13 protein-coding genes are annotated in these 21,552 nt (G+C 70.5%); 8 read left to right on the top strand and 5 right to left on the bottom strand.

All coding sequences use genetic code 11. The features are described 5' to 3' along the window. Positions 1 to 21 precede the first annotated feature (21 nt). The 4 genes from ACS5PM_RS31165 to ACS5PM_RS31180 all read left to right on the top strand — a co-directional run bounded on the left by ACS5PM_RS31165 (position 22) and on the right by ACS5PM_RS31180 (position 6,708). Complete coding sequence (locus ACS5PM_RS31165; RefSeq protein ID WP_439391960.1) at positions 22 to 1,797, top strand: DUF885 domain-containing protein; 1,776 nt, start codon at positions 22 to 24, stop codon at positions 1,795 to 1,797. Positions 1,798 to 1,939: 142 nt separating this feature from the next. Next, positions 1,940 to 5,227: a two-component regulator propeller domain-containing protein gene (locus ACS5PM_RS31170; protein ID WP_439391962.1), complete on the top strand. Its 3,288-nt coding sequence runs from the start codon at positions 1,940 to 1,942 to the stop codon at positions 5,225 to 5,227. 71 nt (positions 5,228 to 5,298) lie between these two features. Next, positions 5,299 to 6,264 (top strand): glycoside hydrolase family 26 protein, encoded by a 966-nt coding sequence (locus ACS5PM_RS31175; protein WP_439391963.1) that lies wholly within the window; start codon positions 5,299 to 5,301, stop codon positions 6,262 to 6,264. A gap of 57 nt (positions 6,265 to 6,321) precedes the next feature. Beyond that, the gene (locus ACS5PM_RS31180; protein WP_439391965.1) at positions 6,322 to 6,708 is read left to right on the top strand and encodes a VOC family protein; all 387 of its coding nucleotides are present in this window, start codon (positions 6,322 to 6,324) and stop codon (positions 6,706 to 6,708) included. Between the two features lie 16 nt (positions 6,709 to 6,724). Here ACS5PM_RS31180 and ACS5PM_RS31185 read toward each other — a convergent pair whose 3' ends face one another. Beyond that, the gene (locus ACS5PM_RS31185; protein WP_439391966.1) at positions 6,725 to 11,536 is read right to left on the bottom strand and encodes an NAD-glutamate dehydrogenase; all 4,812 of its coding nucleotides are present in this window, start codon (positions 11,534 to 11,536) and stop codon (positions 6,725 to 6,727) included. A 163-nt stretch (positions 11,537 to 11,699) separates the two neighbouring features. On the opposite strand from ACS5PM_RS31185, the gene ACS5PM_RS31190 reads away from it, so the two are divergent. After that, complete coding sequence (locus ACS5PM_RS31190; protein WP_439391968.1) at positions 11,700 to 12,368, top strand: hemerythrin domain-containing protein; 669 nt, start codon at positions 11,700 to 11,702, stop codon at positions 12,366 to 12,368. Between the two features lie 60 nt (positions 12,369 to 12,428). On the opposite strand, the gene ACS5PM_RS31195 is transcribed toward ACS5PM_RS31190, so the two are convergent. From ACS5PM_RS31195 to ACS5PM_RS31205, 3 genes are all read right to left on the bottom strand, one after another. Then, positions 12,429 to 13,769 carry a GAF domain-containing protein gene (locus tag ACS5PM_RS31195; protein WP_439391969.1) on the bottom strand — a complete coding sequence of 447 codons (1,341 nt, stop codon included), beginning with the start codon at positions 13,767 to 13,769 and terminating at the stop codon, positions 12,429 to 12,431. A gap of 109 nt (positions 13,770 to 13,878) precedes the next feature. Next, the gene (locus tag ACS5PM_RS31200) at positions 13,879 to 14,409 is read right to left on the bottom strand and encodes a hypothetical protein (protein WP_439391970.1); all 531 of its coding nucleotides are present in this window, start codon (positions 14,407 to 14,409) and stop codon (positions 13,879 to 13,881) included. 46 nt (positions 14,410 to 14,455) lie between these two features. After that, positions 14,456 to 14,635, bottom strand: a complete 180-nt coding sequence (locus ACS5PM_RS31205; protein WP_439391971.1) for an RSP_7527 family protein — start codon at positions 14,633 to 14,635, stop codon at positions 14,456 to 14,458. 138 nt (positions 14,636 to 14,773) lie between these two features. Between ACS5PM_RS31205 and ACS5PM_RS31210 the strand changes: the two genes are divergently transcribed. After that, positions 14,774 to 15,694: a LysR family transcriptional regulator gene (locus ACS5PM_RS31210; RefSeq protein WP_439391973.1), complete on the top strand. Its 921-nt coding sequence runs from the start codon at positions 14,774 to 14,776 to the stop codon at positions 15,692 to 15,694. Here ACS5PM_RS31210 and ACS5PM_RS31215 read toward each other — a convergent pair. Beyond that, complete coding sequence (locus ACS5PM_RS31215) at positions 15,681 to 16,673, bottom strand: Vgb family protein (protein WP_439391974.1); 993 nt, start codon at positions 16,671 to 16,673, stop codon at positions 15,681 to 15,683. The genes ACS5PM_RS31210 and ACS5PM_RS31215 overlap by 14 nt on opposite strands. A 206-nt stretch (positions 16,674 to 16,879) precedes the next feature. Between ACS5PM_RS31215 and ACS5PM_RS31220 the strand changes: the two genes are divergently transcribed. Together ACS5PM_RS31220 and ACS5PM_RS31225 are read left to right on the top strand one after the other, a co-directional pair. Further along, entirely contained in the window at positions 16,880 to 19,087 is a 2,208-nt protein-coding gene (locus ACS5PM_RS31220) for an HDOD domain-containing protein (RefSeq protein ID WP_439391975.1), read from the top strand. Next, positions 19,084 to 21,267: a putative bifunctional diguanylate cyclase/phosphodiesterase gene (locus ACS5PM_RS31225; protein ID WP_439391976.1), complete on the top strand. Its 2,184-nt coding sequence runs from the start codon at positions 19,084 to 19,086 to the stop codon at positions 21,265 to 21,267. Before ACS5PM_RS31220 ends, ACS5PM_RS31225 begins: the two co-directional genes overlap by 4 nt. The last annotated feature ends 285 nt before the right edge of the window (positions 21,268 to 21,552 follow it).

Consider the following 21,552-nt stretch of genomic DNA (forward strand, 5'->3'; position numbering starts at 1 on the left):
TGCGGCGGCGGGAGGGGCTCGATGAACTGGCGTTTCGGTCTCTTGGTCCTCTCGCTGGCCGCCGCGCTGGCCAGCGCCCCGGCGTTCGCCGCCGAACGCCGGGGCCAGGCCTCCACCCGGGCCCTGCACGCGCTGTTCGAAGCCGAATGGGAGCGCAACCTGCGCGAGACGCCCGAGGCGGCCACCTACCAGGGCGACACCCGCTACGACGACCGCTGGAGCGACCTCAGCCTGGCCGCCATCGCCGCCAGCGAGAAGGCCGATCGCGCGGCGCTCGACCAGCTGCGCCGCATCGACCGCCGCTCGCTGCCTGCCGCCGACCAGCTCGACTACGACACCATGGCCTGGCAGCTCGAGCGGCGCATCGAGGGTCAGCGTTTTCGCGAGTACCTGGCGCCGATCAGCCAGCGCACGGGCGTGCAGCTGCTGGCCGAGATCGCCGACATCATGCCGTTCGAGAAGACGGCCGACTACCGCCGCTACCTGGCGCGGCTCGCCGCCTTGCCGGCGATGGTCGACCAGGTCATCGTGCTGATGCGCGAGGGCCTGCGCACCGGCCAGGTGATGCCCAAGGTGCTGATGGAGCGGGTGCCGGCGCAGATCGCCGCGCAGATCGTCGAGGACCCGGCGGCCAGTCCGTTCTACCGGCCGTTCAAGCGCATGCCCGAGCGCATTGCCGGCCCCGAAAGGCAGGCGCTGGCGACCGAGGCCGCGCGGCACATCCGCGAAGGCGTGGTGCCGGCCTACCGCAGGCTGCTGGCCTTCGTGCGCGACGAGTACCTTCCCCATGCCGGCACCTCGATAGCCGCCAGCGACCGGCCCGACGGCGCTGCCTGGTATGCCTGGCGAGCCCGCCTGAACACGACCACCGACCTCACGATCGAGCAGATCCACGAGGTCGGCCTGAAGGAGGTGGCCCGCCTGCGCACGGCCATGGACAAGCTGCAGGCCGAGATCGGCTACACCGGCAGCCGGCAGGATTTCTTCCGCTTCCTGCGCACCGACCCCAGGTTCTTCGACACCACGCCCGAGGCCGTGCTGCAGGACTACCGCGCCGTGGCCAAGCGCATCGACCCCGAGCTGGCGCGCATCTTCCACGTCTTGCCCCGCATGCCCTATGGCGTGCGCCCGGTCCCGCCTGAAGCCGCCCCGGCGGCCACCGCCGGCTACTACACCGGCGGCGCCTTCGACGGCAGCCGCCCGGCCTGGTTCTACGCCAACACCTACCAGCCGGAGTCGCGCCCGCGCTGGGAGATGCTCGCCCTGACGCTGCACGAGGCGGTGCCCGGCCACCACACGCAGTTCGCCCGCGCGCTGGAGCTCGACGGCCTGCCCATGTTCCGCAAGACCGCCTACTTCGTCGCCTACGGCGAGGGCTGGGCCCTGTATGCCGAGCAGCTCGGCTACGACATGGGCCTTTACGACGACCCGTACGAGCGCTTCGGCCAGCTGGCCTACGAGATGTGGCGCGCGGTGCGGCTGGTGGTCGACACCGGCATGCACGCCAAGGGCTGGAGCCGCGAGCAGGCCATCGACTACTTCAAGGACCACTCCCCCAAGGCCGAGCTCGACATCGTCAACGAGATCGACCGCTACATAGGCGATCCCGGCCAGGCCCTGGCCTACAAGATCGGCCAGCTGAAGATCAGCGAGCTGCGCCGGCGCGCCGAGCAGCGCCTGGGTGAGCGCTTCGACCTGCGCGCCTTCAACGACGCGGTCCTGGCCACGGGCTCGGTGCCGCTGACGGCGCTCGAAAAGCGGATCGACGACTGGCTGCAGGCGCAGGCCCGGCGTTGAAGCCGCCGCAGACCCCGGCCGCCGAAGTCGGGATTCCGCCACGCGGCGCGGCGCAGCCTTCGGGGAGAATCACCCCGTGCGGGCGTGCCGGCCCCCTGCCACCGAAGTGACGCTGTCCCTCCCCTTGCCCCTCGCGCGGTTCATGCTCCGCTGTGCCCTGCTGCTGGCCGCAGCCCTGGGGGCGAGCGTCGCGGCCGCGGCGAGCCGGTGGACGGATCCGGCCGACACGCCCTTCCAGCACCTGACGCGCGACTCCGGCCTGCCGCACGAGATCGCCAATGCGGTGTGCGAGGACGGTGCCGGCTTCCTCTGGGTGGGCACTTATGGCGGCCTGGTGCGCTGGGACGGCTATCGCTTCCGCGTCTACCTCGCCGATCGCCTCACCCCCGGCGCGCTGCCGGACAGCTACGTTCGCACCCTGCACCGCGACCCCGAGGGCAACTTGTGGATTGGCACGGGCAGCGCCGGCCTGGTGCGATACGACCCGGCGACCGACGGCTTCGTGACCTACCCGGTCGGGCCGCAGGGGCTGTCGCACGTGAACGTACGCGCCATCGTCGACGACGGCGCGCAGGGCCTGTGGGTGGCCACCGATGCCGGGCTCGACCACGTCGACCGCGTGACCGGGCGCATCGTGCAGGCTGCCACGTCCCTCGGCCTGGTGGGCGCGGCACCCAACTCGCTGCTGCACGACCGCCAGGGCAACCTCTGGGCCGGCACGCCGGCCGGGCTGTTCCGGCGCGGGGCGACGCAGCCGCGCTTCGCGCCTGTCCTGCTCCCCTCGCCGCGTGGCGACGTGGTCAGGACGGTGTCCCTCGGCCAGGACCAGGCGGGCCGCATCTGGGTCGGCAGCCGCGAGCACGGGGTGTTCGTGATCGCCAGCCCGGCGCCCGGCGCGTCGGTGCGCCACCTGGACGAGCTGTCTACGCTGCGCGAGCAGACGGCCCGGTTGATGGTCGAGGCCAAACCGGGCGAGATGTGGCTGGGCATGGAAGACCGCTCCATCCTGACCGTCGACCTGGACCAGGGGCTGCTGCGCCGCATCCGCAACGTGCCGAACTGGGCCGCCAGCCTGCCCGAGGCGGCGTTGCACGACCTGTACCGCGACCGCTCGGGGCTGGTCTGGGTCGCCACCGACAAGGGCGTCAGCCGGGTCGACCCGAGGCAGACGGCGATCACCACGCGCTTCGGCACCGCCGGCGCGGTCCAGGGCGAGCGCACCGGGACGGAGGTCAGCTGGATCCTGCCCATGCCGGGCGAGCGGGTCTGGCTCGGCACCCACCAGTCGGGCATCGAGATCGTCGATGCCGAAGGCGTCCGCGTGACGGCGCTGCGGCCGGATCCTTCACGGCCCGAAGGCGCCCTGCCAGACAGCATGGTGCTGGCGATGGAGCGCGCGCCCGACGGCAGCGTCTTCATCGGCACCCGGCGCGGCCTGTACCGGGCCAGCGCCGACGGAAGGCAGGTCAGCCGCGTGCACCTGGCCGGCCGCGACCCGGCGCTGGCGGTGTGGGCCCTGAAGGTCGAGGCCGACACCCTGTGGATAGGCGGACAGGACGACGGCCTGTGGCGGATGGACCTGCGAAGCGGCCTGGCCGAACCCTGGCTGCGCGAGCCGGGGAAAGGCCTGAGCGACGAGCGCGTGGTGGTGCTGGCGCTCGGGCCCGATGGCCAGCTGTGGGTCGGCACACGCAACGGTTTGAACGTGGTGGACAAGCGCCGGGGCGGCGTCGTCGCGCGCTACCTGCCGGGGCCGGCCGCCGAGCGCGGCCTGGTGGCCGGCTTCGTCACTTCGCTGCATTGGGATGGCCAGCAGCGCCTGTGGATAGGCACGCTCGGGGGAGGCATCGACCTGCTGCCGCTGGCCGACCCGAAGGCCGCCGTCATCCGGCTGGGGATGGCGCAGGGCCTGCCCGACTACAACGTCAACGCGATGCTGGAGGACGGGCAGGGCCGGGTCTGGGTCAGCACCGACAACGGTCTGGTGGTGATAGCACCCTCGGACCTTTCGGTGCGCTCCATGCGGCGCGCCGAGGGCGTCGTCTTCGCCACCTACTGGACGGGCGCCGCGGCGCGCACCGAACGAGGCGACCTGCTGTTCGGCGCCGCCGGCGGGCTGACCATCGTGCGGCCCGGCGAGGTGCAGCCCTGGACGTACCGGCCGCCGGTGGTGGTCAGTGACCTGAAGGTCGGCGGCCGCAGCGTCCCGGCCGCTCGTCAGGCGCTGTCCGCCGCTTCGAGCGATGCCGCCATCGTCGTGCCGGCGGACGCCAACAGCCTGACGGCCGAGTTCTCGGCCATCGACTTCTCGGCGCCCGAGCTCAACCGCTACGCCTACAAGCTCGAGGGCTTCGACAAGGACTGGACAGACACCGATGCCTCGCGGCGCCTGGCCGCCTACACCAACCTGCCGCCGGGTCGCTACCAGCTGCTGCTGCGCGGCTCCAACCGCGACGGGCTGTGGAGCGAGCAGGCCCTCGCGCTGCCGGTGCGCGTGATGCCGGCATGGCACCAGACGATGTGGTTCCGCGCGGTCGCGGCCCTGGCGGGCCTGGCGCTGGTGGTGGCGGTGGTCCAGGTGCGTACCCGCCTGCTGCGGGCGCGCCAGGCCGAGCTCGAGCGCAAGGTCCGCGAGCGCACGGCGGAGCTGGAGGCGCTGCACCTGGCGCTGAAGGACAAGTCGCTCATCCTGGAGCGCAGCAGCATCACCGACCCCCTGACCGGCCTGCACAACCGGCGTTTCCTCACCGAACACATCGAGCAGGACATCGCCGCCAGCCTGCGCCGCGCGCAGGAGACTCGCGCCGCCGGAGGCCTGCCGGCCGACACCGACAGCGTCTTCTACGTCGTCGACGCCGACCACTTCAAGCGGGTCAACGACCTGCACGGCCATGCTGCCGGCGACGCGGTGCTGGTGGAGTTCAGCCGGCGCCTGCGCTCGGTGCTGAGGGAGTCCGACCCGCTGGTGCGCTGGGGCGGCGAGGAGTTCCTCGCGGTGGCGCGCGACACCGATCGCAAGCGCGCCGAGGAGCTGGCCGAGCGCATCCGCTGCGTGATCGCCGACAAGCCGTTCGAGCTGGACGATGGCAGCCTGCTGACGATCACCTGCTCGGTGGGATTCGCCTGCCTGCCCTACCTGCCGCGGCGCCCCCACGCCCTGAACTGGCAGGACGTGGTGCGCCTGGCCGACCTGGGATTGCTGACCGCCAAGCGGGCCGGGCGCGACTGCTGGGTGGGCCTGCACGCCACCGAGACCGCGCGGCCGGAGACCCTGCAGGCCAGCGCGCAAGCGGCGCCCTTGCAGGCCCTGGAGCAGGGCGAGATGCGCGCCAGCAGCAACCGGCCGCTGCACGAGGTGCTGCAGGCCCTGGCGCCGGCGCAGGGCCATGCGGCCCCGTGGCCTTTCACGCCGACGCCGACCGCGGGTTGAGGCTTTCGCGGGCGCGTCGATTGCTGCCCATCCTCCGCCCGCAGGCTGTTGCCTTGTCGCAGGAGCTCACCATGAACCGGATGACGATGCTTGTTGCTGCCGCGTGCTCGCTGGCGTGCCCGGCCGCCTGGCCCGGCGTGATGCTGGGCGTGCATGTCGGCTCGCAGCACGATCCGAATTCGAAGGAGAAGTTCGAAGCCTTCGAGAAGATGGTCGGCCGCAAGATGGCGATAGACAACGACCACGAGGACTGGGCGCTGTTCCCCGATGCCGATCGCGTCCGCTGGGATCGCGCCAACGGCCGGCGGAGCATGTTGTCGTGGCGCATCGTCTTTGCGCGCAGCAACCCGGGTGGCGGCTGTGCCACGGGCGATGACATCGTCGCGGGCAAGCACGACGCGCAACTGCGCAAGCAGGCGGAGCAGGTCAAGGCGCTCGGGCCGCCGGCGATCATGGTGCGCTTCAACTACGAGATGACCAACAACGAGGAGAACACCTGCTTCACCGGCTTCAAGGTCAAGAGCAACCTGAACGCCGCCGCGGCCAAGTACGTGGCCGCCTGGAAGCACGTGGTCGACGTCTTCCGCAAGGCGGGGGCGACGAACGTCGAGTGGGTCTGGGCCCCCGGGCACAAGGCCTACGAAGGCGGCTACTGGAAGCTGTTCTATCCGGGCAACGACTACGTCGACTGGATAGGCATCGACAACTACAACAAGGGCAGGCAGGCGAAGTCCTTCGCCACCGACCCGGGCATGCTGGCCTTCGTGAAGGCCACCGAGAACATGGGCAAGCCGCTGATGGTGTCCGAGACGGGCGCGGTGAACGACCCGCGCCAGAACCCCGATCCCCAGGCGCTGTGGCTGCAGGGCGCACGCGAGTTCCTCAAGGCGCATCCGCAGATCAAGGCCTTCTGCTGGTGGCAGAACCAGGGCAAGCTCAAGCGCGAGGAGCCCGGCTACGGCGGCTCCGGATACATGCTGCAAGGCCAGGGCCTGGAGGCCTTCAAGGCCCTGGCCCACGACCCCTACTTCAACTGAGATTCACGCTGGCTGCCGCCGCTACGATCGCTGTCCCATCGCATCCCTGGAGGCAGCATGATCGATCACACCGGACTGGCCGTCAGCGACTACGAGCGCAGCAAGCGCTTCTACACCCAGGCCCTGGCTCCCCTGGGCTACACGATGCTGATGGAGGTGCCGCGGGTGCACACCGGCGGCATCGGCGTCGCGGGCTTCGGTGTCGCGCCCAAGCCGGACTTCTGGATCCACGAGGGCCAGGCCAACCAGCCGACCATCCACGTCGCCTTTCGTGCAGACAGCCGCTCGCTCGTCGATGCTTTCTACCGTGCCGCGATCGAAGCCGGCGGCACCGACAACGGCCCGCCGGGCCTGCGCCCGCACTACCACCCGAACTACTACGGTGCTTTCGTGCGTGACCCCGACGGGCACAACATCGAAGCCGTCTGCCATGACGCGCCCTGAGGCCGGCTGACGAACCTCACGCCAGGTTGCGCAACTCGCGAAGGGCGACGGAGAGCATGGACAGGTCGGCGTTCTTGGCGTCGGCCAGTTCCAGCAGCACGCGCTGGGCGCGGTCCAGGGCATCTGCGTTGGCAGCTTCCCACGCAGAGAGCATCGCGGCCGAGCCGCCGTTCTCTCCGCTGGCGAGCACCTCCTGGGTGATGGCGCGCTGCAGGCCGGCCAGGTCGTCGCCGAGCGCGGCCTTGGCCAGGCTTTGCCAGTGGCTGTTGCCGGGCAGGTCGTCGATCTGCTGGCGCAGCCGCGAAAGGCCCAGCCGGCTGCCCACGCCCACGTGGACCTCGCCCACCTCGGTCACGTCGCGCTTCGTGGCCTCGGCCACCTCCGCGATGTCCAGCGCCGCGAAAAGTCCGTCGGCGCTGGCCACGCGCGCGGCCAGGGCGGCCGGTACGCCGGCCGCGACCCAGGCCTGCGCCTGGGGCGTGCCGGCGGCCTGCACGGCCAGCGGCTCTCGCAGTGCCTCGACCGCGGCGCGGAAGCGGGTGAAGGTCTGCTCCATCGGCTCGGCCAGGCGCTTCCAGCGCAGGAACCAGGTGGTGGCTCGCGACGTGAGCCAGCCTTCCTCGATCAGCATCTCGGACTGCACTTCATCGGGCACCAGGTTGTCCAGCGCCTCGACCTGCTGCCACAGGGCCACGTGGCCCATCACCTCCCGCGTGCACAGGTAGGCCCGCACCACCTGCGCCGGCTTGGCGCCGGTCATGTCGGCCAGGCGGTGGACGAAGGTCGAGCCCACGCGGTTGACCATGCTGTTGAGCACATGGGTCGCGACGATCTCGCGCTTGAGCGGATGGCGCGGGATGTACGCGGCCATGCTCTCGCGCAGCGCGGCCGGGAAGTAGCGGCCTAGCGCTGTCCCTATCCACGGGTCCTCCGGCAGGTCCGAGGCGGTGATCTCGTCGAACAGCCACATCTTGCTGTAGGCCAGCAACACCGCCCGCTCCGGCGTGGTCAGGCCTATGCCGTGCGCGCCGCGGTCGGCGATCTCGTCGTCGCTCGGCAGGAACTCGATCGCGCGGTTCAGGCGCCCTGACTTCTCGAGGAAGCGGATGAAGCGCGCCTCCTGGTCCAGCAGCCTGGCGCCGAGGCGGTGGGTCACCGACAGGGCCTGGGTCTGGAAGTAGTTGTCGCGCAGCACCAGGGCGGCCACCTCGTCGGTCATCTGTGCCAGCACGGTGTTGCGCTGCTTCTCGGTCATCTCGCCATCGGCGATGGCCAGGCCGAGCAGGATCTTGATGTTGACCTCGTGGTCGGAGGTGTCCACGCCGGCGGAGTTGTCGATCGCATCGGTGTTGATCGACACGCCGTTCAGCGCCGCCTCGATGCGACCGCGCTGGGTGAAGCCGAGGTTGCCGCCTTCGCCGACCACCTTGCAGCGCAGCTCGCGGCCGTTGATGCGCAGGTTGTCGTTGGCCCGGTCGCCCACCTCGGCGTGGCTCTCGGTGCTCGCCTTGACGTAGGTGCCGATGCCTCCGTTGTAGAGCAGGTCGACCGGCGCCTTGAGGATGGCGGAGATGAGCTCGGTGGGGGCGAGGCGCTCGGCCTCTATGCCCAGCGCCTGCCGCGCCTGCGGGGAGATGGGGATGGCCTTCTCCGAGCGCGCCCAGACGCCGCCCCCGTCGGAGATCAGCTGCTGGTCGTAGTCGGCCCAGGAGGAGCGCGGCAGCTTGAACATGCGCTCGCGCTCGGCGAAGGTGGTCGCGGCGTCGGGCGTCGGGTCGATGAAGATGTGGCGGTGGTCGAAGGCGGCGACGAGCCGGGTATGGCGCGACAGCAGCATGCCGTTGCCGAACACGTCGCCCGACATGTCGCCCACGCCGACGACCGTGAACTCGGTGGACTGGATGTCGGTGCCGCGCTCGCGGAAGGCGCGCTTGACGCTCTCCCACGCGCCGCGGGCGGTGATGCCCATGGCCTTGTGGTCGTAGCCCACGCTGCCGCCCGAGGCGAAGGCATCGCCCAGCCAGTGGCCGTACTCCTTGCTGACCGCGTTCGCGTAGTCGCTGAAGGTGGCGGTGCCCTTGTCCGCGGCGACGACGAGGTAGGGATCGTCACCGTCGAGCCGCGTGACCATCGGGGGCGGCACGACGGTGGTGCCGGCCAGGTTGTCGGTCAGGTCCAGCAGGCCGCGCAGGTAGTCCTGGTAGCAGGCCACGCCCTCCTTCAGGAAGGCCTCGCGGTCGCTGGCCGGCGGCGCCTTCTTCAGCACGAAGCCGCCCTTGGAGCCGACCGGCACGATGACGGTGTTCTTCACCATCTGCGCCTTGACCAGCCCCAGCACTTCGGTGCGGAAGTCCTCCGGCCGGTCCGACCAGCGCAGGCCGCCGCGCGCCACCTTGCCTCCACGCAGGTGGATGCCTTCGAAGCGCGGCGAGTAGACGAAGATCTCGTACAGCGGCTTGGGCTCGGGCAGGCCCGGCACCTTGGCCGACTCGAACTTGAAGCTGAGGAAGGGCCTTCGCGGGCCGGGCGCGCCCGAGTGGCCGGTGCCGGTGCGCCAGTAGTTCGTGCGCAAGGTGGCCAGCACCAGGGCCAGCAGCTGCCTCAGCGCCCGGTCCTCCTGCAGGTTGCTGACCCGATCGAGCGCCTGCTCGATGGCATTGACCTGCGATTGCGCGCCTTGATCGTCGTGAGCGGCCGGGTCCAGCCTCAGCTTGAACAGCTGCACCAGCATGCGGGTGATGCGGGGATGCGCCACCAGCGTGGCCTCCACCGCGGCCTGCGAAAGCGCGAAGCCGATCTGCTTGAGGTAGCGCACATAGGCGCGCAGCACGACGATCTCCTCGGCCGCCAGGCCGGCGCGCAGCACCAGCTTGTTCAGGTCGTCGCTCTCCACCTCGCCGCGGAAGACGCGGCCGAAGGCATCCTCGAACAGGCGCGCCAGCAGCTCGGGCTCGGCTTCCTCGCTCATCGGCGCCTGCAGGTCGAAATCGTGCAGCGAGATGGCGTGCGCCGCGCTGCGCAGCCGGTAGTTCTGCTCGCCGAGCACGCGAACGCCCATGTGCTCGAGCATGGGCAGGCTGTCCGACAGCACGATCGGCTCGCCCAGGCGGTAGACCTTGAAGCCCAGCGAGTTCGGGCCGCCGCCCAGCGGCCGGTAAAGCGCGAGGCCGATGGGCGATTGCGGCGTCAACGCCGCCGCAGCGCGCACGTCCGGCACGGCCGCGCGGGCAGGCACCCGCTCGCGGAACTCGGGCGGGAAGGCGGTGGCCCAGGACTTGTACAGCGCGATGCCGCGACCCTCGCCCTCGGCCTCGGTCAGCGCATCGCGCAGCGCGTCGTCCCATCGCCGCGCGGCCTCGGCGAGCTTGCGCTCCAGCTCGCGCCGGTCCACGTCGGGAATGTGGCCGGGAGTCGTGCGCACGGTGAAGTGGATGCGGGCCAGCACCGTGTCGGACAGCAGCACGTCGAACTCCGCGCTGGTGCCGGCGAAGGCCTCCATCAGGATGCGCTGCATCTTCATCCGCAGGTCGGTCGCATAGGCCTCCCGCGGCACGTAGATGAGGCAGGAGACGAAGCGGTCGAACGGGTCGCGCCGCACGAACAGGCGCAGGCGCTGGCGGTCGCCGAGCGCGAGGATGCCAAGGGCGGTGTCGTACAGCTCGTCGTCCGAGATCTGGAACAGCTCGTCGCGCGGATAGGTCTCGAGGATGTGCGCCAGCGCCTTGGCCAGGTGGCCGCCCGGCGGCAGGCCGGCGCGCTCGACGATGGCCTCGACCTTGTGGCGCAGCAGCGGCGTCTCGGCCACGCGCGAGGCGTAGGCGCTGGAGGTCAGCAGACCCAGGAAGCGGTGCTCGCCCACCACCTGGCCCTGCGCGTCGTAGCGCTTGACGCCGATGTAGTCGGTGTAGCCCGGCCGGTGCACGGTGGAGCGGGTGTTGGCCTTGGTCACCACCAGCACCGGAGTGGGGGCATGGGCCATTTCGCGGGCGTTGGGCGGCAGCAGGGTCAGGCCGGACGAGGCCTTGTCGGCCTCGGTCTCGCGCAGCACGCCCAGGCCGGTGCCTGGCACCAGGCGAAGCGCGCTGTCGCCGTCCAGGCTGACGAGCTCGTGCTGGCGGTAGCCCAGCAGCGTGAGGTGATCGTCGGCCAGCCATTCGAGAAAGGCACGGCTCTCCGCGATCTGGCTCGCGGGCAGCGTTGCGGGCGCGCGGCCCAGCTCCGCAGTCGCCTCCTCCAGCCGCGCGACCATGGGCTTCCAGTCTTCGACCGCCTGGCGCACGTCGCCCAGCACGCGTTCTATGCCGGCCACCAGCTCGGCCTTCTGCGCCGCGTCGACCAGGCGGTCCACCTCGATGTGCATCCACGACTCGCGCGTGCCGGGTGCCGTTTCGGTGCCGGGGGCGATCGCGGAGAGTGCGCCGGCCTGGTCCCGCTCGACGAGGAAGATGGGGTGGACGATGAGGTGCAGGGTCAGGCCCTGGCGGTTGATCTCGACCGAAGTCGAATCGACCAGGAACGGCATGTCGTCGTTGATGAGCTCGATCACCGTGTGGCGCGAGGCCCAGCCGTGCTCGGCCACGGTGGGGCTCAGCACGCGAACCTTCGGTCGGCCCGGCGTGCGGCTGGCGCCGAACTGCCAGTGCGAAAGCAGGCCGCCGCACTGGTCTTCAGGCGAGCGGTCGGCGATGTCGTCGGCATCGAGCTGGCGCAGGCACTCGCGCGCGTAGCTCTCGAACATCGCCATGCGTTCGGCCGGCAGCCGGGTCGCGGCGATGGCCAGCACGGCCGCGAGACGGTCGCGGCGCAGGGTGTCGGTGGAAGCACTCATCCGGGATCTCCGTGTTTGTTGTTGTCCACTGCGGGCGCAGCTTACGCCTGCCGATGGCGGGTTTTACGAGATTCTTAAGAAGCCCGCAGCGGATTCTTACGAACGCATGCGGTGCCCGATTCCTAAGCTTCGCTACCTCCACTACTCGCACTTCTGCAAGCTCATGAACACCGCCATCGGCGCCACCCCGCGCTACGACATCTACGCCTTCATCCACAAGGGTCTGCGGGCCTTCATGGCCCACACGCTGGTGCGTGTCGGCCGCCTTGATGCGACCGACACCGACGAAGTGGCCGAGGTCGGCGCCGAGGTGCAGGCCCTGCTCGACACCTGCCGCAGCCACCTCGAACACGAGAACGACTTCGTCCATCCCGCCATGCAGGCCCGCGCGCCGGGCAGTTGCTCGCGCATCGCCGGCGAGCACGAGCACCACCTGCAGGACATTGCCCGGCTGCAATCGCTGCTGGCCGGCATGCCCGGCAGCCCGGAGGGTGCGCGGGCCTTGTATCGCGCGCTGGTCGCCTTCGTGGCCGAGAATTTCGAGCACATGCGGCGCGAAGAATCCGAGCACAACGCCGTGCTGTGGAAGCACTACAGCGACGCCGAGATCCTCGACATCGAGCACCGCATCGTCGGCAGCCTGAAGCCCGAGGAGACGGCGCTGAGCATGCGCTGGATGCTGCCGCACATGACGCCGGCCGAGCGGGCGGCGATGCTCGGCGGCATGCGCCAGGCGGCGCCGAAGGAAGCCTTCGACGGCATCCTCAGCCTGGTCCGCCCGCTGCTGGGCGGGCGCGACTGGCGCAAGCTGAGTTTGGCGCTGGGGCTTTGATTCCCACCCGTTCGGACTGAGCCTGTCGAAGCCCAGTCCCCACGCAGGCCCCTTCTGTCTTCAGCCTTCCACGTCGGACAGCCGCACGCGGCCGCGCAGCGACAGCCGGAACTGCCCGCGCCCGGTCTTCTCGATCGCGATCGCCGGGCAGCGCTCGGCCAGGCGCCGCTGCAGCAGCACCAGCCGCGCCTCGAGGTTGTCGCTGATCTCCGGCAGGCCCAGGTCGGTGGCCATTCGCAGTTCGCGGTTGCTGAATTCGCAACGGCCGGTGGCTGCCTGCGTCTGCAGCAGCTTCCACAGGATGGCGCCGGCCACGCCCTTGATGAGGTAGTCGTCGTCGACGAAGACGCTGTGGTTGGCGCGGTAGTGGCGCACCTCGACCGTGGCCGCCGCGGGCGAGGAAGGCGAGGGCGTCGTGGTCTCGGGCACGCCGGCCTCGCCCACTTGCTGCAGCTGCAAGGCCAGCACGCTCGTGGCCAGCAGCTGGGCGAGCGTGACCAGGGCATCCTCGTCGTCGTAGCCGAAACGCAGGTCCTCGGGGCTCTCCACGCACAGCACGCCGAGAAGGCGGCCGCCCGCGACGATGGGGACCGCCAGCTGGCTGTGCGGCTCCGCCAGGCCGGGGAACGGAATATCGGTTTCCAGCGGCCACGCGCGGCGAGGCGCGCCGTCGCGCGCGGCTCGGCCGTAGCGGTACTCCATCGTCATGTGGTTGATGCGGATCGGCTCGCGGTACTCGGCCGCCACGCCGATCACGCCGTCGCCGAAGGCGATCTCGGAGCCCACGCCGGTGACGCTGTAGCCGCGGCTGGCCACGGTGTAGAGCCGCTCCTGGGCCGCATCGGCCATCAGCAGCAGGGCGTGGCTGACGCCGAAGTCCTGCGCCAGCACGGCCAGGACAGTGTCGAACAGCTGGTCCAGCTCGCCGCAGCCTGCCAGGCGCCGGCTGGCGCTGCGCAGGGCGTTGAGCAGGTTGCGCGCCGAGGGGGGCCTGGCGATGGCCTGGCCGGGCACGTGCTCTATTGTCTGCACGAGGTAGATGTCCGAGCCCTGCAGCTTGAACACGCCGCTCATGCCGGTGTGCGAGGCGATGCCGGCGAGGCGGGCCTTCATCGACTGGAACAGGCCGCCTTCGGTCTCGGTGCGCAGGTACAGCAGCGACAGCCGGTACGACTCCGCCGTCACCGGGTCTATCACCAGCGCCGTGGCCTGCGGATTGGCCAGGATGTTCTCGCGCGTCTTGTTGAAGAACTGGAAGGACAGCGCCACGTGGCGCGGGTCCACGTAGTGCATCTGCGAGACGTAGGCGACGTTGGGCGTGCCGTCGGTGGCGCAGGTGGCCAGCACCGCCGGGATCACGCCCTCCAGGCAGCTGCGGATCTGGTCCAGCGTGACGCTCATTGGAGCTTCTCGTCCGACGGGTACGTCGGCCGATCCCCCGAGGGGATGCGGGCCGGCTTGGGAGCGGCCCTGCGCTCGGCCCGCCAACAGGGGGTTGACCCAGGACGTCTCATCGCGGGCCGACCGGTTGCAGCGGCATGCGCGCGCCGGCGCCGGGGCCAGGCGTCTGCGCATACGCGAACTGCGGCGTGAAGCGGATTGCCAGCAGCTGCGACCAGTCGTGCAGGAACAGCGTGTTCACGTAGTGCGGCTGCCAGCCTAGCAGCCGCAGGTCGTCGGCGAACAGCGCCAGGTGGCGCCGCACCAGGGCCGCCTCGGCCGGCCCCGCCGGCGCCGGGCGGGCATCGTGGCCCTTGAGCTGCACGGTCCGGTTGGTGCTGGGCCGGGTGAACACCACGGCGATGTGCTGGTTGTGGGCGATGTCGCGCATCACGCCTTCAGCCGCCTCCGCGAAGACCAGCACCGTGACCTGCCGGCCCTGGTCTTCCACCCGGCATCCCACGCCCTTGGCGATGGACGGGATCAGCCGGTCGTCGCGCCCGCCGACGGTGATCGACAGGCCGCTCTGGATGAAGGCCGCGACCTCGTCCGGCAGGCCCTCGGGGGCCGGCTCGGGCGGAGCGGGGGGCGGCGTCGTCACCGCTTCATGCTAGCGCAGCGCGGGCATCGAGCCGGCTGTGGCATGGTCAGGTTTCATGGCTGCGCGCAGGGCGACGTACTGGCGACCACGAGGTGAGGCCGCGCAGTGCGGCAAACACGGCATTCCAACCGTCGACGATGGCCTGGCTCCGCAGTTCGTGGGCACGTCGCAAAGCTTGGTCGCGAAGCACGGCACGTTCGGCGAGCGTGAGGATGGAGGGGTTCATTCGAAACTCCCTGCAGAGTGGGTCTGACATGGCCTGGACTCTAGGCAGCGCTGCACGCCGCCGAAACCGCGCCGTGTTCAAAGGCGTTTTGCGGCCGGTGCAAGGCCGGCCTGCGGCCTGGCCCTACCATCGCCGGCCATGGACGACCTGGCCTTCGACGACCTCAAGCTTTTCGCGCGCGTGGCCGCCCTCGGCACGCTTTCCGCCGTCGCCCGCGAGCGCGACGTGCCGGTGAGCCAGGTCTCGCGCGCGCTGGCGCGCATCGAGGCGACGTGCGGCGCGCGGCTCATCCACCGCTCCACCCACGGCCTGGCGTTGACGCCCGAAGGCCAGACCTTCCTCGACTACTGCCAGCGCCTGAGCGGCACCCTGGAGGCCCTGCAAGGCGAGTTCGCCGAGCAGGCCCGCGAGCCGAGCGGCCTGGTGCGCGTGGCGGCCAGCACGGTCATCGCGCAGTACCTGCTGCTGCCGAGCCTGTCGGGCCTGAACGACAGGCATCCCTCGCTGCGCGTGGAGCTGGAGGTGAGCGACCGCCTGTCCGACATGGCGCGCGACGGCATCGACATCGCCATCCGCACCGGCACCGTGCTGCCCGAGACCATGATCGCCCGCCGCATCGGCAGCCTCGGCCGCGCGCTCTACGCTGCTCCGGTCTACGTGGACCGCCATGGCCTGCCGGCGAATCCGGGCGAGCTGCACCGCCATCGGCTCGTCACCAACACGGCCGCGACGAACCTCAACCATTGGCCCTTCGTCATCGACGGCGAGGCCTTCACCCTGGTGGCCGACGGCTTCTGGCGCACCAACGACACGGGCCTGGCGGCCAACATGGTGGTGCAGGGCCTGGGCATAGGCCGGCTGGGGATGGTGGCCGCACGGCCGCTGCTGCGTGCCGGCAAGCTCGTGCCGGTGCTGGCCGGCTTCGTGGATCCGCAGACGGTGCCGATCTACGCCGTCACCGCCTCGACCCGCCAGCGCCTGCCCAAGATCCGCGCCTGCATCGATTACTGGGCCGACTGGTTCGCCGACGAGGCGCCCGAGACGATCACCCCGTCCTGATCACCGAGAGGTGCTCGGTGCCGCTCTCCGGCAGCCACACCTCCCCCGGCCGGCTGTGGATCTGGCGCACGCTGGCCGCCTCGCGCGGGAAGGCGAAGGACTCGAACTTCTCGTGCTGAGGGTCGAAGCGCAGCACCGAGTTGCCGCCGAAGTCGCTGACCCAGACCTGGTCCTTCGCGTCGACGTGCACGGCGTAGGCGCGCGGGTTGTCGCCGGGCAGCTTCCACGCCCGCCAGCGGTTGGCCTTGGGGTCGTGCATCGAGAGCTGTCCGCTGTTCCACTCGCTGACCCACAGCCGCCCCTGGCTGTCGCTCCAGATGCGCCGGGCGCCCTGGTCGCGCGTCGGCGGCTCGACGATGGCGGACTCGCCGGACCGGCGGTCGATGCGGGCGATGAAGGAGCCGGCCAGCGAGCACCACCACACGTCGCCCGAAGGCGTGGCGCAGATGCCATAAGGGCCACGCCCGCGTGGCGCGTCCTTCACGCGCACCTCGCCTGACTTCGGATCGAGCCGGCCCACCACGCCGCCCTGGCCGGTGAACCACAAGACGCCGTCGCCATCGAAGGCGGCGGTGTTGAGGTTGGCGTTGCGGCTGCCGGCGGGCAGCGGGAAACGCCGCACTTCCCGGCTCGGCCAGTCCACCCTGACGATGGCGTTCTGGCCGCCATCGGTGATCCAGGCGGCCTTGTCCGGGCCCGGGATCACACCGTGAGGCGACGACCCCGCACCCAGGGCCACCAGCTCCGCCCGGCCGCTGGCCGGGTCGAACCAGCCGAGGTGGCCGCTGCGCTGGGCGGTGAACCAGACGCCGGCGTCGGAGGCCGGCGCGACGTCGTGGATGCCGGTTCGTTCCGCTGTCTTCAGGGGCCAGGACTGCATCGCCGCCGCCGGCGCCGCAAGCGAGCGCACCGCCACGCTGGCCAGCGCCAGCGAAGCCAGGGCCTGGCGCCGCGTCAGGGTGGGATGGGTGTTCGGCATGGGGTCCTTTCGGTCCGGTCGGAAAGAATTTCGTCAGACATTCGTCAGAGACTCGCACTTTTGTTGAGGGCTGGGAAGTCTTTGGGAGAAATCGCAAGACCAAAGCGAGGGGACCCGGTTACCATCTGTTTCCAAGCTGCAAACGTTTCCGAACCTGGGAACGTGGGCCTCGGCGGTGCCGGTTGGGGGCGCTGACAGGAGAGAAGTTGAGTAGCATTCCGGGGCCCATCCTCAGGGCCATCGAATCGCTGCACTTGCCAGCGATGCCGCAGATCCTGTTGCGCTTTCTCGAGGAGGCAGGCAGCGAGAACGCCTCGCTGGACACCCTCGCGCAGCTGGTTATGCGTGATCCCGCACTGAGCGCACGCCTGCTCACCGTGGCCAATTCCGCCGCCTTCCGCCGCGGCGGCGAGCTGCGCGGCATCAAGCAATCCCTCATGGCGCTGGGCACGCGCATGGTCCGCACCATCGCCTCGTGCCTGGTGGTGCAGAGCGTGTTCGCACGCCTGTCCGATGCGAGGCCGCAGGACCTCGCCGGCTTCTGGCGCCACTCGCTGCTGGTGGCCGAGCTGGCGCGCTCCACCGCGCAGGAGCTGGGGGCCACCGACGGCGAGAGCGAAGAGGCCTACCTGGCCGGCCTGCTGCACGACGTGGGCCAGCTGGTGCTGCTGGGCGGCCTGGGCAAGGCCTACGGCACGCTGTTGTCGAGCAGCCAGACCGAGGCCGACCTGGTCGGCAACGAGCAGCCCGTGCTCGCCACCGACCATGCGGCCGTCGGCGCCTGGGTCGTCGACCAGTGGCAGCTGCCTTCGCTGATGGCCGACGCGATCCTGTTCCACCACTGGGACGCGAAGCAGGTCGCGACGGCCGACCGCCTGACCCGCGTCCTGTGGGCGGCCCACCACGCGAGCCTCGCTCCGCTGGCGGCCTGGGACGACGCCCGGGCGATGGGCGCGATCCAGGAACTGACCGGCATAGAACTGACGCGCTTCCGGGTGCTGCGCGACGGCGCGGCCCAGCGGGTCGACTCGATCGCCTCCGCGCTGGGCGTGAGCGAGGCGCCGCCGCAGCAGACGCTGCCGCAATGGGCCGGCGACCCGGGCCACGGCGGCAACGGCAGCGTCCATGGCGACGAAGAGCCGGCGGCCGAAGACGCGGAGTCGCGACTCATCGCCACCGCCTCGGCGATGGCGGCCCTGCAGCCGCTGCAACAGAACTTCGCTTCCGGCGACGACGATGCGGACCTGCTGGTGGCGGTGCGCGAATCGGCCCGCATCCTGTTCGGCGTGCAGCGCCTCGCGCTGCTGCTCGTGCAGCCGGAGGACGCCACCTTGTCGGGACGCGGCATCGTCGGCCAGCCCGAGGCGCTGGCACGGCTGGAGGTCGGGCTGGAGTCCGGCACCAGCCTGTGCGCCGACGCCGGCCTCAGCCGGCAGCCGAGATCGACCTTCGACAGCGATTCGACGCTGGCGCCTGCCGACGTGCAGATCGCGCGTGCCCTGGGCGGCGCGTCCGGCGGCGGCTCGGCCAGCGACGGGCTGCTCTACATCCCGATGAGCGGGCCCGGCGCGCTGGTGGGCGTGATGGTCTGCGGCGTTTCGACCGTGCAGCACGCGCGCCTGCGCAAGCGGCAGGCGTGGCTGCAGAGCTTCGCCGCACTGGTGGCGGCCTCGCTCGAGGCCTCGCGCGAGGCACGCGAGCGCCGCCGTCGCACCGAGGCCGATGCCGCGGCGCGCTTTCGCCTGCACGGGCAGAAGCTGGCCCACGAGGCGGCCAACCCGCTGGGCATCATCCGCAACTACCTCACCATCGTCGACCTCAAGCTGCCGGACTCCAAGGCTTTGGGCCAGGACATCGCGGTGCTGCGAGAGGAGATCGAGCGGGTCTCGACCATCATCCGCCAGCTCGGCGAGGATGCCGTGCCGGCGCCCGTCGCTGGCGCAGCGCTGGAGCTCAACGCCCTGGTCGAAGGCATGCGCGCGCTCTACGGCGAATCGCTCTTCGGTGCGCGCGGCGTGTCGCTGGAGCTGCAGCCTTCGCCCGAGCCGGCGCTGGCCAGGGCCGACCGCGACAGCGTCAAGCAGATCCTGTTCAACCTCTGGAAGAACGCCTCCGAAGCCGTCCCGGAGGGCGGTCTGGTGACCACCTCCGTGGCCACCGGCGTCAACCAGAACGGCCTGGCCTACATAGAGCTCCTCGTCAGCGACAACGGCCCCGGCCTGCCGGCCGACGTCCTTCGATCGCTCTACCAGCCCCTCGGCGCCTCGCGCCACCCGGGCCGATCCGGCCTGGGCCTGTCGATCGTGCGCTCGCTCGTCGACACCCTCCAAGGTCACATCAGCTGTCGCAGCCGGACCGGCCACGGCAGCAGCTTCGCCGTACTGCTACCCGCGTCGGAAAGGGTCGATGGATGATGAACCACCTGGTGCCACCCGCCTTGCATGCTGTCGATGGCGCGGGGGCCGAGCGGCCACGCATCCTCATCGTGGATGACGAGCCCCGCATGCGCGAGAGCCTTCGAAGGCTGCTCGTGCGGCCCGACCGGGACATCGTCGAGACCGATTCCGGCGCGGCCGCCAAGCAGGCCCTGGAGACCGGCCCGACGAGCCTCGTGCTGCTGGACATCGGCCTGCCCGACATCTCGGGCCTGGACATGCTGCGCTGGATCTCGCAGCACCATCCCGACACGCCGGTGATCATGGTCAGCGGCGACGCGCGCATCGATTCGGCCATCCGCGCGCTGCGTTACGGCGCCGTGGAGTTCCTGCGCAAGCCCGACGAGCTGGGCACGCTGGCCGTCAAGGTGGATGCGGCCCTGGAGCACCGGCGGATGCAGAACGAGCACCGGCTGATGACCGCACAGCTCGCGCAATCGGAGCGCCTGCATCGCTTCCTGGTCGACAACTCGCCGGACCTCGTCTATGCGCTGGACGACGGCGGCCGCTTCACCTTCATCAACCCGAGGGTCGAGACGCTTCTGGGCTACGGCCGCGAGGAGCTGATCGGCCAGCCCTTCACCGCCATCGTCCACGACCTGGACCGCGCGGCGGCCCGCGAGACCCTGGGCCGCCCGCGCGGAGACGACCGCGAGCTGGCCAACATCGAGCTGCGGTTGCTGCGCCGGCGCGATCCGACCTCGGCACCTCGGGCCGATGTGGTCACCATGGTCAGCGCGGTGGGCGTCTACGGCGACGACGAAGGCACCGGCTCGCCCCGCTTCATGGGCACCTACGGCGCGGCGCGCGACATCACCGAGCGCAAGCGTGTGGAGGAGATGGTCACCTTCCAGGCCCTGCACGACCAGCTCACCGGCCTGCCCAACCGCCGCCTGTTCAAGGATCACCTGGAACTCGCGCTGGCCCAGGCGGCGCGAAGGGGCGAGAAGGTCGGCGTGATGTTCATCGACCTGGACCGTTTCAAGCTGGTCAACGACACCTATGGCCACCTCGAGGGCGACGAGCTGCTCAAGACCTTCGCCCAGCGCCTGCGCGGCTGCGTGCGGGCCGGCGACACGGTGGCGCGCCAGGGCGGAGACGAGTTCACCGTGCTGCTGCCCGACCTCAACCAGGCCGAGGATGCGCAGGTCATCGCCAGCAAGATCTTCGCGGAGCTGCAACGCCCTTTTCGCGTGGGCGGTCGCGAGTTCATCGCGACGGCCAGCATCGGCATCTCGGTCTATCCGGACGACGGCGAGGCGGCCGAGGCGCTGCTGCGCCATGCCGACATCGCGATGTACGAGGTCAAGGCCAGCGGCAAGAATGGCGCGCGCCTGTTCACCGCCGACATGAAGGCAGGCCAGCTCCCGCGGCTGGAGCTCGAGCGCGACCTGCGCGAGGCCATTCCCAACGGCGAGTTCGTGCTGCACTTCCAGCCGCAGTTCAGCCTGCGCAGCGGCCGCGTCATAGGCGCCGAGGGCCTGATCCGCTGGGAGCATCCGGTGCACGGCCTGCTGTCGCCCGGCAGCTTCATCGAGCTGGCCGAAGAGAGCGGCCTGATAGGCGCGATCAGCGACTGGGTGATCGAGGAGGCCTGCGGGCAGCTCGCCCGCTGGCACGGCGAGGGCCATGAGGGCCTGCGCATGGCGGTGAACCTCTCGCCGCGCGAGTTCAGCCGGCCGGACCTGGTGGAGCGCGTGTCCTCCAGCCTGGCCAGGCACCGCCTGCCGCGCGATGTGTTCGAGGTCGAGATCACCGAGAACGTGCTGCTGCAGGACGTGCCAGGCGTGATCGACAAGCTCAGGCAACTGCGCGAGCGGGGCGTGCGCATCTCCATCGACGATTTCGGCACCCGCTATTCATCGCTGAACTACCTGCGCCGCTTCCCGATCAACTCGATCAAGATCGACCAGAGCTTCGTGCGCGACATCGTCGGCGGCGAACGGGTCTCGCCGATCATCCACGCCATCGTCGGCATCGCGCGCGGATTCGACCTGCACCTGGTCGCCGAAGGCGTGGAGACGGAGCTGCAGCGCCAGGTCCTGGCCGAGCTGGGATGCGACGAGATGCAGGGCTACCTCTTTGCCGCGCCCGACACGGCGCTGGCCGTCAGCCCCATGCTTTTCGCGCACCGGCTCGCCGCAGCGCGGGTTGCTTGAACTCCGGTCAGGGCGTCGCAACGCCGCTCCCTGCCAGGGCGTGCGCGCATCCGGCTGAAGCCGGTCCGCTGCAGAACCCCCTTAGGGCAGGCTCCGGCAGGAGCTGCCCTCCGAGCGCGCGCAGCGCCGCTCCATGCCAGGGCGTGCGCGGATCCGGCTGAAGCCGGTCCGCTGCGCGAGCCCCCTTCTATGGGGAAGCGTTTGTCAAGCTTCTCCGTCACGGCGGGTGCGCTGTAGGGGACGTCGTTGGGGTTCCCCTTCCCGCTGGCGGGAAGGGGCGGAGGG

Origin of the sequence: Ideonella flava (assembly GCF_051857595.1) — a bacterium.
GTDB lineage: Bacteria > Pseudomonadota > Gammaproteobacteria > Burkholderiales > Burkholderiaceae_C > Ideonella.